At 67.7% G+C, this 13,458-nt stretch carries 12 protein-coding genes; 7 read left to right on the plus strand and 5 right to left on the minus strand.

What is annotated here, in order from left to right:
- Positions 1–32 precede the first annotated feature (32 nt).
- On the plus strand, positions 33–1,013 hold the full coding sequence (locus RALTA_RS21455; RefSeq protein ID WP_012356031.1) for a Bug family tripartite tricarboxylate transporter substrate binding protein: 981 nt from the start codon (positions 33–35) through the stop codon (positions 1,011–1,013).
- 87 nt (positions 1,014–1,100) lie between these two features.
- Here the strand turns inward: RALTA_RS21455 and RALTA_RS21460 are convergent, their stop codons facing one another.
- The 3 genes from RALTA_RS21460 to RALTA_RS21465 form a co-directional block, all read right to left on the minus strand.
- Positions 1,101–2,027 (minus strand): LysR family transcriptional regulator, encoded by a 927-nt coding sequence (locus tag RALTA_RS21460; protein ID WP_012356032.1) that lies wholly within the window; start codon positions 2,025–2,027, stop codon positions 1,101–1,103.
- A 198-nt stretch (positions 2,028–2,225) separates the two neighbouring features.
- Complete coding sequence (locus RALTA_RS30405) at positions 2,226–2,402, minus strand: hypothetical protein (RefSeq protein ID WP_155892707.1); 177 nt, start codon at positions 2,400–2,402, stop codon at positions 2,226–2,228.
- Positions 2,403–2,444: 42 nt separating this feature from the next.
- Complete coding sequence (locus RALTA_RS21465; protein WP_012356034.1) at positions 2,445–3,758, minus strand: DUF3422 family protein; 1,314 nt, start codon at positions 3,756–3,758, stop codon at positions 2,445–2,447.
- Between the two features lie 152 nt (positions 3,759–3,910).
- On the opposite strand from RALTA_RS21465, the gene RALTA_RS21470 reads away from it, so the two are divergent.
- Positions 3,911–4,777: a LysR family transcriptional regulator gene (locus RALTA_RS21470; protein ID WP_012356035.1), complete on the plus strand. Its 867-nt coding sequence runs from the start codon at positions 3,911–3,913 to the stop codon at positions 4,775–4,777.
- Positions 4,778–4,825: 48 nt separating this feature from the next.
- Here the strand turns inward: RALTA_RS21470 and RALTA_RS21475 are convergent, their stop codons facing one another.
- On the minus strand, positions 4,826–6,067 hold the full coding sequence (locus tag RALTA_RS21475; RefSeq protein WP_012356036.1) for an NAD(P)/FAD-dependent oxidoreductase: 1,242 nt from the start codon (positions 6,065–6,067) through the stop codon (positions 4,826–4,828).
- Between the two features lie 301 nt (positions 6,068–6,368).
- Between RALTA_RS21475 and RALTA_RS21480 the strand changes: the two genes are divergently transcribed.
- Positions 6,369–8,099, plus strand: a complete 1,731-nt coding sequence (locus RALTA_RS21480) for a SulP family inorganic anion transporter (protein WP_012356037.1) — start codon at positions 6,369–6,371, stop codon at positions 8,097–8,099.
- Between the two features lie 26 nt (positions 8,100–8,125).
- Here the strand turns inward: RALTA_RS21480 and ppk2 are convergent, their stop codons facing one another.
- Positions 8,126–9,001 (minus strand): polyphosphate kinase 2, encoded by an 876-nt coding sequence (gene ppk2, locus RALTA_RS21485; RefSeq protein ID WP_012356038.1) that lies wholly within the window; start codon positions 8,999–9,001, stop codon positions 8,126–8,128.
- 266 nt (positions 9,002–9,267) lie between these two features.
- On the opposite strand from ppk2, the gene RALTA_RS21490 reads away from it, so the two are divergent.
- The 4 genes from RALTA_RS21490 (at position 9,268) to RALTA_RS21505 (ending at position 13,296) form a co-directional block, all read left to right on the plus strand.
- Positions 9,268–10,296: a hypothetical protein gene (locus RALTA_RS21490; RefSeq protein WP_012356039.1), complete on the plus strand. Its 1,029-nt coding sequence runs from the start codon at positions 9,268–9,270 to the stop codon at positions 10,294–10,296.
- 36 nt (positions 10,297–10,332) lie between these two features.
- Positions 10,333–10,887 (plus strand): GNAT family N-acetyltransferase, encoded by a 555-nt coding sequence (locus RALTA_RS21495; RefSeq protein ID WP_012356040.1) that lies wholly within the window; start codon positions 10,333–10,335, stop codon positions 10,885–10,887.
- 303 nt (positions 10,888–11,190) lie between these two features.
- Complete coding sequence (locus RALTA_RS21500) at positions 11,191–12,603, plus strand: hypothetical protein (protein WP_012356041.1); 1,413 nt, start codon at positions 11,191–11,193, stop codon at positions 12,601–12,603.
- A gap of 276 nt (positions 12,604–12,879) precedes the next feature.
- Positions 12,880–13,296: an SRPBCC family protein gene (locus RALTA_RS21505; RefSeq protein ID WP_012356042.1), complete on the plus strand. Its 417-nt coding sequence runs from the start codon at positions 12,880–12,882 to the stop codon at positions 13,294–13,296.
- The last annotated feature ends 162 nt before the right edge of the window (positions 13,297–13,458 follow it).

Raw genomic sequence — 13,458 nt, forward strand, 5'->3', positions numbered from 1 at the left:
CTTTCCAGAACGACAATACGGAGACCGATTCGATGGACCGTCGACTGATCCTGCGCGCCACCTTGCTTGCCGCGCTTTGTTTTCCCCTTGCATCGGGCGTTGCGCAAGCGCAGCCCATCGCCGGCGGCAAGCCGGTCACGCTGGTGGTCGGCTTTGCCGCTGGCGGCGCGGCCGATGCCGCCGCGCGGCTGATCGCGAAGAAGCTGGCCGACAATCTCGGCCAGCCGGTAGTCGTCGACAACCGCGGCGGTGCCGGCGGCAATATCGCCCACCAGCTGGTGGCGCGCGGCCCGGCAGACGGCAGCATGCTGCTGTTCGGCTCGATCGGGCCGCTGACCATCGCGCCACACCTGATGACGTTGCCTTACGATCCGTTCAGGGACCTGGCCCCGGTATCGGGCGGCGTGAACTTTCCCAATATGCTGGTGGTGCACAAGGGCGCCGGCGTGAAGACCCTGGCCGAACTGGTTGCGCTGGCGAAGAAGAAGCCCGGGGCCGTGGACTACGCGTCCACCGGCGCAGGCTCCGCGTCCCATCTTGCCGGCGAACTGTTCAACCAGCGTGCCGGCATCGAGATGGTCCATATCCCGTACAAGGGCGGTGCGCCGGCGCTGCAGGATCTGCTCGGCCAGCGCGTGACCTCGTACTTCGCGGCGCCGCCGACGGCGATGCCGCAGGTGGAGGCCGGCAAGCTGGTGCCGCTGGCCACTACCGGCCCGGTGCGGCCGGCGTACCTGCCCAACGTGCCCACCGTGGCGGAATCCGGCTATCCGGGGTTCGAGGCGCTGAACTGGTATGCCTTCGTGGCCCCGGGCAAGACGCCGGCACCCATCCTCGATCGCTGGAACCAGGAGATCGTCAAGGTGCTCAACGATCCCGCGGTGAAAGACGCCCTGAACAAGCATGGCCTGACGCCCCAGCCGACCACGCGTCCGGAACTGCTCGCGTTCATGAAGAAGGAGAGCGCAAAGTGGAGCGCGATCGTCCGGGAGCGGAAGATCACGGTCGATTGAGGCCTGGCGCTCGAAGCATTGCGCCGCACGTGTGCAACGTGGCGGCGAATCGCGGCGTTCAGGCGGGCCGCGGCAGGCGTCCCGCTTTCAATCCTTGTGCGGCGTCGCGCCGAACCACGCGCCGTCCCGCACCAGGCGGCGCGCGGTATCGGCCAGCACGACCCGCGCCGCCAGTGCCGCGGGCGACAGTTCATCGTCGGAAAGGCTGGCCAGCAGATTGTGCCGTCCCACCTGGGCATCGGCGACCAGCGAGCGCACCAGGGTCGGATCATTGAGGCGCGCGGTGGCCGCGCCTGGCTGGATGGTGGCGCCAAAGCCCGCGCGCACCGCATCCATCAGCATCGACAGCCCGTCGATCTCCGCCACCACGTTCGGCGTCACGCGCACGCGCGCAAAGGCCGCATCGAGCAGGGCGCGCAGGCCATGGGTGGCGCTTGGCAGGATCAGCGGCAACTCGCCCAGCTGGACAAGACGGGCACGCTGGCTGGCCGGCAGTCCCGGCAAGCCTGCCGCGCCAAGGACATAAAGCTTTTCGTCGAGCAGCGGGGTCACGCTCCAGCGGCGCGCGGTCTCGGTGCGGAACACGATGGCCAGGTCCAGCCGGCGCGCATTGAGCATCTCGCTCAGGTGCCCGGACAGCGCCTCGACCACGTGGACCCGCACGTCGGGATAGCGTGTCGCCATGGCGCGCAGCAGGGGCACGCCCAGCACCGCGGCGGTCGTAGAAGCCAGGCCGATGCTGACATGGCCGGACAGCCGTGCCTGCTGCGCGGCGCGTACCGCATCGTCGGCGTGGCGCAGCGTCAGCTGCGCCTGCCGAAGGAAGGCAAGTCCGGCATCGGTGGGCACCACGCCCGTGGACTGGCGCTGCAGCAGGCGCGTGGACAGTTCGCGCTCGAGCCTGCTGATCTGCTGGCTGAGCGCGGAGGTCGCAAGTCCCAGTTCGAGCGCTGCCTTGCCGAAGCTGCCGAGTTCGCAGACCTTGGTGAAGTAGCGGAGTTGACGCAGTTCCATGGAAGGTTCGATGGCATCGCCTGACGCGATCGCCGCGGCGATGGACGGATTGGCTGGCCGTCGTTCAGCATGCCGCGCAATGGTAGCACCTGGCAGGACGGCTGCGCGGATGGAACCGGGGAGGGGCGGACGGAACTGTCCGGAGAAATTTTGACGTGGAGGGTCTGCCCGCCCGGGATCCGGGCGGGTGTTCTTGCCTTAGTTGTAGCCGAGCACCGCGATTGTCGCGACGTCCGGGCGGTCGTTGGAGTTGTCTGTCAGCACTTCCGTGGGGGTCCTGGGCTTGCCCGCGCGATTGGGGCCGGGTTGCGGCGCTTGCCGGACAGCGCCAGGCAACGATACAGGCGAGGGGGCAACGGTGGTGATGGCGTGCATAAGCGTGTCTCGATGGAATGTCATTCAGGTGTCTCGGACGCTTCAGGAATGGCCTGCCGGGACCGGGCCATCTTGGGGTGTCCGGGTCCGGCTGCGCTTGATGACGCCGAACACGATCAGCACCACCGGAAGTATCAGCAGGCCTTCGGCCAGTTCAGGGTCCACCGGTAGCCGGACGACATGCAATGCCTTCAATCCCGCTGCCGCGATGGACAGAACGTAATAGGAGATCGCCGCCACGGAAAGCCCCTCGACGGCGTGCTGCAGATGCAACTGGTTGCGCGCGGTACGTTCCAGTCCGGCCAGCAGCCTGGTGACGTCCCGCTCCTGGGCCAGGTTGACGCGGGTGCGGAGCAGGTCCACCGCGCGCGCAACCCGCGCCGCGATCTGTTCGTGGCGCGACCAGACGCTGCGGCACGTCTCCATGGCGGGGCCAAAACGCCGCTCCATGAACTCGGCGATGGTCGGCATGCCTTCGATGCGCTGCTCGCGCAACTCCTGGATGCGGGCCAGCACGATGCGCTCATAGGCGCGCGACGCGCTGAAGCGCCCGCTGTGCCCGGACAGCGATTCCACGCGCACGGCCAGTTCGGTAAGCCTGTCGAGCAGTCCGGCATCGTCTTCGCCGGCGCGACGTGCGTCCATGGCCCGCATCAGCTCCTGCAGCGATGCGTGGATGTCGTCGAGCTCGCGCCCCAGCTTGCGTGCGACCGGCAACGCCAGCAACGCCATCATCCGGTACGTCTCGATCTCGTAGAGCCGTTGCAGCAGCCTGCCGCCCTGTTCCTCGCGGAAGTCTTCGTCGATCGCCAGGATGCGCATATAGCCGTCGGCCCGCACGTTCCAGTCGCAGTAGACCTTGCCGCCGCCCAGGACATCGCTGCCGACCAGAACCGGCCCGTCGAGCCAATCGCGCAGGTTGCCGCTCACGGCCGCCGCCGCCTGGCCAGACAGCAGCTCCATCCGGACCGCATGGAAGCGCTTGCCGGCCAGCAGCGCCAGCCAGTCTGCGGGAACGCCGTGGATGGCAAGGTCGTTGAAGTAGTCGGTGTCGTCGCGCGGACTGACGAACGTGAACGTGGAGAACTCGGTGTGGCGCTCCCATTTCAGATGCCAGCCGAACGCAGATTGCACGGCGTAGTGCGTGACGCCGTCCGCCGGCAGCGCCATGCCGGTCTGTTCACACAGTGTGCGCACCAGAGACTCGTGGATCGCAGGATCCTCGTCCGAGTAGATGGCGTAGTGCGTCAGGGACACGCTGCCGCTGAGCCGGAGAAAGGGGCGGGCATGCAATTCCGCGACGAGGGAAGCGCGTAGCGGGTGGTCGACGAGTAGCGAAGCGGCTGGGTTGTCCATGCTGGCAGGGCGGATGCCGGAAGCGCACGGTCAGGCGCGGCGCCGGTTTGCTGTCCACGTGCGTTCTGTCGGGTGTTGCAAAAATATCGCATGCCGTTTCCCAGAAGGAAAACGCATAATATTGATCGTTGCGTTCAGTTTTTCTGATAGCTATGAAGATGCTCGACCATGATGTCCTGGCGACGGTGATCGCCGTCGCCGAGACCGGCAACATGACGCGGGCCGCGGAAGCGGTGAACCGTTCGCAATCGGCGGTGAGCATGCAGATCAGGGCGCTCGAGGAAGCGCTGGGCCGGCCCCTGTTCGTGCGGCGGCCGCGCAGCATCGTGCTGACGCACGAGGGCGAAGTGCTGCTGGGCTTCGCCCGGCGGATGCTGGCCCTGCGCGACGAAGCCTGGGCGGCCGTGGTACGGCCGGAGGTGACGGGCAAGGTGGCGATTGGTGTGCCCGACGACTACGCGTCATCGCTGCTGCCGTCGGTGTTGAAAAAATTCTCGACGACGTACCCGAAAGTGGAGATCCAGGTCATCGGCCTGCCCAGCAGCGCGCTCGCGCCGCTGGTCAAGGACGGGACCGTCGACCTGGTCTGCGGCACGCGCGTGAAGGGTCTGTCTGGCGACTTTATCCGCCATGAGCCGATGGCATGGGCCGCCATGGCCAACGGGCCGCAAGTCTGGGAGGACCGGCCGTTGCCCATCGCCGTGTTCATGCCGGGCAGCGTGGCGCGCGAAAACGCGATACGCAGCCTCGATCGCGCACGGATCGCGCATCGCACCTCGTACGAGAGCCCGAGCCTGCTGGGTCTGCTCAGCATGGTCGAGGCCGGCCTGGCCGTCGCCGCACTGGCCCGCTGCGCGATTCCGCCGCAACTGACCGTGCTCGGCCAGGCCCATGGCTTGCCCGACCTGCCGCCGCTCGAGCTGATTCTCGCGCGCAGCGCGAAGTCCAAGCGGCCGCCCTGCGATTTCCTCGCCGAACAGATCATGACGGACCTTCGGGCAGGGGCAGGGCAGGCCTAGCACCAGCCGCCTGCGTTGCCCGCAGGCCGGCCTTCCTGGCACCGGCACTCAAGGGCCGAAGCGTGCCGGATCGTACGGTCGGGCATCCACATACGGCGTCTCGCCGTCGATCAGCTCGGCAAGCAGCCGCGCCGTGGCAGGGCCGAGGGTAAAGCCCTGGTGCGCGTGTCCGAAGTGGAACCACAGGCCCGGATGGCGCGGCGCCGGGCCGACGACCGGGCGCATGTCGGCGACACAGGGCCTCGCCCCCAGCCACGGCGTGTCCTCGACGGGGGCGCCGAGTTCCAGCAGCTCGCTGGCATAGCGTTCGGCCCGCAGCAGCTGCACCGGGGTAGGGGGTGCCTCGTGGCGCGCAAACTCCGCGCCGGTGGTAAGGCGCAGGCCCCGCTTCATCGGCGCCAGCAAGAGGCCGTTTTCGGTATCGAGCAGCGGCAGGGCGGGCATGGCAGGGGCAGCGTAGTGGCGGTGGTAGCCGCGCTTCACGAACAGCGGAATGCGGTAGCCGAGCGGCCGGGTCAGCGCCGGCGCCCAGGGGCCCAGGGCGATGACCGCGTGCTGCGCCGTGACCATGCCGTCGGCCGTGGACACGCTCCATCCACCGCCGGCAGGCGTCAGCGTGGTGGCGTCGCCGCGGCTGAGGATGCCCCCGGCGGCCTCGTAGCAGGCAGCGTAGCGCTGGACCAGCTCGCCAGGGTCGGCGACGGTCCAGGGGTCGCGCCAATGGACCGCGCCTGCCAGCGACCCGCGCAGCGCCGGCTCCGCGGCGGCGAGGGCGGCGCCGGTCAGGATCCGGCAATCGAGGCCGTGCTCGCGCGACACCGCTTCGGCCTGCGCCGCATCGCGCTCGAACGCCGCGCTGGTGCGATAGGCCTGAAGCCATCCCCGCTTGCTGACCAGGTCCTGCGCGCCGGCCAGCGCGATCAGTCGCGCATGCTCGGTCAGGCAGTGCCGGATCAGCGCGCTGTATGCGGCGACCGTCTGCGTATAGCGGACCGGTGCGGATTCGTGCCAGTAGCGCGCCAGCGCGGGCATCAGGCCGGCCAGTGCGCGCGGATGGTAATGGACATCGTTGCCTTGCCGCGCCATCACGCGCAACACGGCGGTCCACTCGCGCGGGAAGGCGTAAGGCTGCACCGCCTCGCGCTGGATGATGCCGGCATTGCCGTAGGAGGTTTCGCGGCCCGGCGCCTGCCGGTCGACCAGCACTACCGTGTGGCCGCGCTGGCGCAGCGCCAGCGCCGTGCAGACGCCAACCATGCCGGCGCCAAGTACCAGGATGTCTTTGCTCATGCGGTAGGGTATGCCTTGCCTGCAACGTCGATGCGATGCCACGATTCTGCAACACCGGCGTGCCGGGCGGAACCGGCATCCGGAGCCATTATCTGTCGCGCGCGCCTTTCTTGACTATAGTGCTTAGTGATCACAGTCAGCTTGGGTCACCATGGACATCCGACATGGGCATCCGCAAGCCGTGCAGGGCCGGGAGATCATGATGATGAGGCTGCTGCTCTCTCTTTACCACTTCACCGATGACCGGGCCGCGAAGGCGGCTCGCTAGTCGGAGGCGGCCGCGCCAGCGTTGCAAGCTCCCATGGAACCCCAGGATATCTCTCCCTCAGTGAGGCGCGAAGTCAGCAAGCCGCCCGGCTGGCTGCGCTGGCTGCCTGGTCTGCTGATGCTGAAGTCATACCAGCCGGCCTGGCTGCCCCGGGACATCGCCGGCGGGCTGGTGCTGACCACCATGCTGGTGCCGGTCGGCATTGCCTACGCCGAAGCTTCCGGCGTACCCGGTGTCTACGGCCTCTATGCCACCATCATTCCCCTGCTGGCGTACGCCGTATTTGGGCCAAGCCGGATCCTGGTGCTGGGTCCGGATTCCGCGCTGGCGGCGCCGATTCTGGCCGTGGTGCTGCAGCTCTCAGGCGGCGATCCGGGCCGGGCGGTCCTGGTGGCCAGCATGATGGCGGTCGTCTCGGGCGCGTTCTGTATCATCCTGGGCCTGCTGCGGCTGGGCTTTATCACCGAACTGCTGTCCAAGCCGATACGCTACGGCTATATGAACGGCATCGCCCTGGCCGTGCTGGTCAGCCAGCTGCCGAAGCTGTTCGCAATTTCGGTCGAGGACGCCGGCCCGCTGCGCGAGTTGCTCAGCCTGGGCCAGGCGATCGCAGCGGGCCAGGCCAACTGGACCAGCTTTGCGGTCGGCGCCGGCAGCCTGGTGCTGATCCTGTTGCTGAAGCGCTTCGAGCGCGTTCCCGGAATCCTGATCGCCGTGATTGTCGCCACGCTGCTGGTCAGCGCGCTCCACCTGGACCAGGCCGGCGTGAAGGTGCTGGGCACGATTCCCCAAGGCCTGCCTGGCTTTGTCGTACCCTGGCTGAGCGGCGTGGACCTGGTAGAGATCCTGCTGGGCGGGTGTGCGGTGGCGCTGATCTCGTTCGCGGATACCAGCGTGCTGTCGCGCACCTACGCCGCGCGCACCAACACCCGGGTCGACCCCAACCAGGAGATGGTCGGCCTGGGCGCCGCCAACCTGGCCGCGGGCTTCTTCCAGGGCTTTCCGATCAGCAGCAGCGCCTCGCGCACGCCAGTCGCGGAGGCCGCGGGCGCGAAGACCCAGCTCACCGGCGTGGTGGGCGCGCTGGCCGTGGCGGCGCTGCTGATGTTCGCGCCCAATCTGCTGCAGTACCTGCCCAACAGCGCACTGGCCGCGGTGGTGATCGCGGCGGCCATCGGCCTGTTCGAGGTGGCGGACCTGAAGCGCATCTACCGCATCCAGCAGTGGGAATTCTGGCTTTCCATGGTGTGCTTTGCCGCGGTGGCCGTGTTTGGCGCCATCCCGGGCATATTCCTTGCCGTGGTGATTGCCGTGATCGAGTTCCTCTGGGACGGCTGGCGGCCGCATTTCGCCGTGCTCGGGCGCGTCGAGGGCCTGCGCGGCTACCACGACACCAAGCGCTACCCGCACGCGGCGCGCATCGATGGCCTGGTGCTGTTCCGCTGGGATGCGCCGCTGTTCTTCGCCAATGCCGAACTGTTCCAGCAACGCCTGATGGAAGCGATCGAGGAATCGCCGACACCGGTGCGCAGGGTCGTGGTGGCAGCCGAGCCGGTGACCAGCGTCGACGTGACCTCGGCCGACATGCTGCGGGAGCTGGGCGGCATCCTGCGCGAGCGCGGCATCGCGCTGCATTTTGCCGAGATGAAGGATCCCGTGCGCGACAAGCTCAGGCGCTTCGAGCTGCTGGAAGCGATCGGCGACCGGAATTTCCACCCGACGGTGGGCAGCGCGGTGGATGACTATCTCGGCAAATCCCCTTGATTGCCCGCCGCGCCGGACGCACGCTGTCAGTAGCGCGCTTCGACAAGCCGGTAGGGATAGTCGGGCTCGCGGTATCCCTCGGCCTTCTGCCGGGGCGGCAGCTTGACCGGCTTGCGCGGGATTTTCTCGTAGGGAATCTGGTCCAGCATGTGCCGGATGATGTTCAGGCGCGCCCGCCGCTTGTCGTTGGAGTCCGCGACATACCAGGGGGCGAAGTCGCTGTCGGACGCGGCGAACATGGCGTCGCGGGCGCGGGAATAGTCGTACCAGCGGCTGTACGAGCGCAAGTCCATCTCCGTGAGCTTCCAGAGCTTGCGGCCGTCCTTGATGCGTCCTTGCAGCCGGCGGGTCTGCTCCTCCTGGCTGACCTCGAGCCAGTATTTGATCAGGATGATGCCGGAGTTGACGATGGCGCGCTCGACCAGCGGCACGGCGCGCAGGAACTCCTCGGCCTGGGTTTCGGTGCAGAACCCCATCACGCGCTCGACGCCCGCGCGGTTATACCAGCTGCGGTCGAAGATGACGATCTCCCCCGCGGCCGGCAGATGCGGCAGATAGCGCTGCAAGTACATCTGGGTCTTCTCGCGATCGGTCGGCGCGGGCAGCGCGACCACCCGGAAGATGCGCGGACTGACGCGTTCGGTGATGGCCTTGATGGTGCCGCCCTTGCCCGCGCCGTCGCGGCCTTCGAAGATCACGCAGACCTTGGTGCCGCTCGCCTGCACCCATTGCTGCAGTGCCACCAGCTCGACGTGAAGGGGGAACAGTTGCTTCTGGTAAGCCTTCTCGTCCATGCGCTCGGTCCGCTGAGGCCCGGGTGCCTCGCCGCGGCTTTCATCGCCGTCCGGCGGCGCTGCCTCGTCGCGGGCGCGGGCCTGGTGCTTGTCTTTCTTCTTGGCCATGATTCTCCTACATTGTTTTTGCGTTCCAGTGCTTGCGCGAGGCAGGCGTTGAAGTACGTGGCCCTGGTGCCGGCAACGACTGGCCGGGAAGCCCGCAAGGCTCACCGCTTAACAATAGCAACAATAATGCGCAGTGAAAGGCCGCTGTCGTTGAGACAAACCGGACATTGGATCCGGCGGAAAGCGGGCAGGGCGCGCAGGCTGGCCCGCGCCTTGCCCGGACCATACGCCGGGGTGGCGCAACCGCATCCCCGGGGGACTGCACAATGAACATCCTGAACTGGCTGCGGCATCGCGGACCCCGTCAGGACGGGGACGGCAGGCACGCGGCTGCCGCGCTGGCGGAGCGCGTGACCCGGCCGTGCCCGTACGTGCGGCTGGTGCCCGGCTATCGCAAGCAGCTTGCGCCGGCGCTGGCAGTCGCCCACCAGTACTTGCGCGATGTGGTGGCAGGCTTGCCGGAGCCCTCCATCGCCAGCGACGCGGCGTGGGAGAGCGACCCGTACATCCATGCCTTCTTTGGCACGCCGCAGGATGTCATGCCCGCCCTCAGCCGGTCGGCCGACTTGCGCGACTATTTCAGCCGCTCGGCGCCGGCGCCCGAGGCCTATGCCGTGCTGGGCATGGAAAAGCAGGAACGGCGCACCCTGGGCTTCGCCCTGGAAGGGGACGTGATGCGCTCGGACGTGCCCCAGCTGACGCTCAGCTTCACCGACCACCGGGTCCGGATCTGCGCAGCCAGCGACGCGGCGCTGCGTGAAGAAATCGCCGGGCGCATGCTGGACCAGCTTGCGCTGCAGGCACTGGCGCAGGTTGCGAGCGGCAAGTCCCGGCGCGACCTCGTCGAACAAGAGCAAGTCTTGCTGACCACACGCCTGCATCTGCTTGAAAGGCAGGGTGTCGGCATGCGCGGCGTCCTCGGCAATGGCGACGAGGCCGATGCCGGAGAAGCCGCGCGGCTGCGCGAGCAGGTGGCGCAGAATGAATCGGCGCTTGCCGGCCTGGGCGTGGCCAGCGGCAGGGCGGGCATGCCGGAGCGCCAGTTGCAGGCCCTGGTCGAGGTACTCTCGCATGCGCAGTCCAGCTTCTCGGTGAAGCGGGAGCCGGTCCGGCTAAGCCGCCTCAATGTCGTGCTGGCGCCGGGCAGTGCCGAGCCGGGCGAAAACCTGCTGTTGATGAGCGCCCATATCCCCGGCGATCCGCCGCTGGTCCGCACCTTTGCGCTGGTCCGCGTGGCCCGGGCCGGGATGCTGTCGCCCATGCAATTGCTTGATGACGCTGCGCGCATGCTGTAAGGCTATGGCGTGGCAACACTTTTTGTGGAGGACGGCATGGATGCAGCCAAGGCCGTGCATGGCAACACTGACCCGGCCGCGTTCGAGCCGTTCACCCTGCGGCTGCGCGACGGACGGGACGTCCTGGTGCGCGAGATTGCCGAAGGCGACAAGGCCGGCCTGCTGGCGGCCTTCAACCGGCTTTCCGCCGATGCGCGCTACGCCAGGTTCATGGCAGCCATGGCGCAACTGCCGGAAGCCATGCTCGAGCAAGCGACACACCCGTCCGCGGAGCGCGAGTTTGCCCTGGTGGCGCTCGCCACCGAAGGCAACGCGCCGGGCATTGTGGCCGGGGCGCGTTACGCCGCGGCGCCAGGCAGCGATACCTGCGAGTTCGCCGTAACGGTCAGCGATGACTGGCACCGGCTCGGCCTCGCGAGGCGGCTGCTGGCCGTCCTGGTCGATGTCGCCCGGCGCCGCGGCTATCGATGCATGGAGGGCTATGTCCTGTCGTCGAATACCGCCATGCGGCAACTGGCGCACCGGCTTGGATTTGCCGACGTACCGTGTCCGGACGATGCCACGCTGCGCGTCGTGACACTTGCGCTGTAGGGGCGTGTCAGAAATTCAGGGTCGCGGAGATTGCCACCATCTGGTCATGCGCGGTGATGGTCTCGGGCTTGCGCATCGCGGCCTACGGTCACGGACAGGCGGAAAGTCGCCAGCATGCCAGCCTGGGCAACGGGGGATGACATTTCTAATCATCCCAAAGGTGACATTACTAATAATCCCCAACAAGCAATTTTCGCATAATAAGTGTTATGTCAAATACCAACCATACAGCCCCAACAAGCCACTTGTAAAACCCACCCGGGATTGCAGAGACTTGATCCTCATTCACGCGATTCCCCGTACATGGACAAGCCCGCGCTGCCCCCGGACCCTTTGCTCGATGCGATGTTGCGCACCGTTCCGCGCCGCTATAGGTTGCCGGAACTCGACGACGCCTGCGCGCTACCCGTGGATGCCAGTCCGGCGACGACGCTGGCGCTCGTAATCGAACAGGCCCGCGCCGCACTGGAACGTGGCGAGATGCCGGGTGCGGCTTTGAAAGATCGCTTTACCAATGCGCTAGAGCGCCTGGTGCGTGAAGCGATGCGTGCGGACGGCGGCGATCCGGTGTTCCAGGCCATGGTCTTGCGGCATCGGGCCGCGTCCGTGCGGGAGTACGCGTCGCTGTCCGCGCGCGCGGACCAGGACCGCCGCGCTGTCCGCGCTGCCGTCAATGCGGTCGCCCATCCTGGCAAGCAGCAACGACTCGGCCCCGGCCCGCAACGCGAGGCGCTGGCCCGGCTGCATGCCTACGCCGGCGCTGCGGCCTGGAACAAGCTGCACGACGCCGTACAGCAGTTGCCGGAGATGCCGCAGACGCCCGCGATGGCTGGCGAACCGCCGGGAACACGCGGCCTGGCTCAATTGCGGGAACACCCGGCGCTGGCGCGTCTGCGCCGCCTGGATACGCTGGCGTCGGACCCGCTCGTCGCGCAATACCGGTCGCTGTGGGAACGGTACGGTCCGCGCTCGGGCAGCGCTTCGGCTGTCGCGCAGGGTCGGTCTTCGCGGCAGCGTGGCGAGGCCGCTGAGGCGCTCGCGGCGCGCGCGCTCGAGGCGTTGGCGCAGCGGCTAAACGCCGCGACGGGCGCATCGGCGCCTTACCGCGCGGTGACGTCGATGCGCGTACCGGCCGCGATTCCGGCCGCGCATCAACACGCCAAGAGCGAATGGGATGTGGTGCTGCTGCGGAAAGCAGCCGCAGTCGGCGACACTGCCGGCGACACCGCCGAAGGTACGCCGGCCTGGGACGTGTGCCTGCTGGTCGAGGTCAAGGCCTCGGTCGACGCCGCCGCCACGGATTTTCCGCGGCTGCTGCGTGGCTTGCGCCTGCTCGCGCATGCGGACCAGGACACCGTCTATCCGTTTGCGACCCGGCAAGGCACGGTGCCGCTGCGCGGTGCCGCGCTGCATACCCTGCCCACCGCGTCTACGGCCTTGTCCCGCACGGTGCTCTATTGTTGCGACGCGCCTGCCGAGCCGACACCACGCCTGCTCAGTGCCGCCAGCCGGATGCAGCTGCTGTCGGCAACGCCGACGCTGGACTTCGCCGTCAAGCTGACGGTTGCATCGGCCGCCGACGCCAGCGATCTCGAGCCGGTCTGGCTGGCGCTGCTGGAGTCGCCCGGCTGGCGTGCCGTGCTTAACCAGCTTGCGGCGTTGCGTCAGGTCCGCGAGCTCATGATGCATCCGGACGACTTGCTGGCCGCGGTGTAGGCAAGGCATGGCCGAGCCAGGAGGCGCGCAGCATCAGCAATGCGACATCCCTTTCGGCCGGCGTCAGGCCCCAGTGATTCGCCCGGAGGGCTGCGTGTGGCGGCATCCGCACGCCGCCGTCTCAAACGCGTCCGCTATTCCCGTCCTGTTCTTCCAGCCCTGCGCGTAATATCTGCACCGCCCCCTGCGACCCTTGCCGCGGCAGGAGCCACCGTGACGCCCCGCCTCTGGAATGAGACTTGCACCGGTTTGCGCGCCTTTTGAATAGGAGGTGCTATGTCAACCATCGAAGAGTCGATTGACGTCAGGGTGCCGGCGCAGGTTGCGTATCGGCAATGGTCCCGGTTCGAAGAGTTTCCGCGGTTCATGGAAGGCGTCGAAGAGGTGAAACAGCTGGATGATCGCCGTCTGCACTGGCGCGCCGAGGTCGGGGGCAAGCATAAGGAGTGGGATGCCGAGATCACGCAGAATGTCGCCGACCAGTGCATCGCGTGGCGCAGCGTCGCCGGCGCGCAGAACGCGGGCCAGGTGAATTTCACACCGCTGGATGCGGGCGCGACCCGGGTGTCGGTGCGGATGGATTACGAGACCGAAGGCGTGGTGGAGGCGGTCGGCGACGCTGCCGGCGTGCTGAAGCGCCGGGTCGAGGGCGACCTGAAGCGATTCAAGGAGTTTATCGAAGCCCAGGCATGACGGCTTGCGTCCCGGTCGCGGACTGGCCTGCCAGATCGCGGCCGGATCCGGGGCCTTTCCCCGCCTTTCCCCGTTACGCGGGCAAGCAGGGTAACGCCCAGCCTGGCCGCTAACCGCCCCGCCCCCCTGCCCTCCTAAATATTCCCGTTCCGCCTTCGTCCA

Origin of the sequence: Cupriavidus taiwanensis LMG 19424 (genome assembly GCF_000069785.1) — a bacterium.
GTDB lineage: Bacteria > Pseudomonadota > Gammaproteobacteria > Burkholderiales > Burkholderiaceae > Cupriavidus > Cupriavidus taiwanensis.

What these genes read in the sequence shown, in the direction of transcription:
- RALTA_RS21455 (WP_012356031.1), top strand. Translation starts at nt 33, where the DNA reads ATGGACCGTCGACTGATCCTGCGCGCCACCTTGCTTGCCGCGCTTTGT.
- RALTA_RS21465 (WP_012356034.1), bottom strand. Translation starts at nt 3,758, where the DNA reads ATGGACAACCCAGCCGCTTCGCTACTCGTCGACCACCCGCTACGCGCT.
- RALTA_RS21470 (WP_012356035.1), top strand. Translation starts at nt 3,911, where the DNA reads ATGAAGATGCTCGACCATGATGTCCTGGCGACGGTGATCGCCGTCGCC.
- RALTA_RS21495 (WP_012356040.1), top strand. Translation starts at nt 10,333, where the DNA reads ATGGATGCAGCCAAGGCCGTGCATGGCAACACTGACCCGGCCGCGTTC.
- RALTA_RS21480 (WP_012356037.1), top strand. Translation starts at nt 6,369, where the DNA reads ATGGAACCCCAGGATATCTCTCCCTCAGTGAGGCGCGAAGTCAGCAAG.
- ppk2 (WP_012356038.1), bottom strand. Translation starts at nt 9,001, where the DNA reads ATGGCCAAGAAGAAAGACAAGCACCAGGCCCGCGCCCGCGACGAGGCA.
- RALTA_RS21460 (WP_012356032.1), bottom strand. Translation starts at nt 2,027, where the DNA reads ATGGAACTGCGTCAACTCCGCTACTTCACCAAGGTCTGCGAACTCGGC.
- RALTA_RS21475 (WP_012356036.1), bottom strand. Translation starts at nt 6,067, where the DNA reads ATGAGCAAAGACATCCTGGTACTTGGCGCCGGCATGGTTGGCGTCTGC.
- RALTA_RS30405 (WP_155892707.1), bottom strand. Translation starts at nt 2,402, where the DNA reads ATGCACGCCATCACCACCGTTGCCCCCTCGCCTGTATCGTTGCCTGGC.
- RALTA_RS21500 (WP_012356041.1), top strand. Translation starts at nt 11,191, where the DNA reads ATGGACAAGCCCGCGCTGCCCCCGGACCCTTTGCTCGATGCGATGTTG.
- RALTA_RS21490 (WP_012356039.1), top strand. Translation starts at nt 9,268, where the DNA reads ATGAACATCCTGAACTGGCTGCGGCATCGCGGACCCCGTCAGGACGGG.
- RALTA_RS21505 (WP_012356042.1), top strand. Translation starts at nt 12,880, where the DNA reads ATGTCAACCATCGAAGAGTCGATTGACGTCAGGGTGCCGGCGCAGGTT.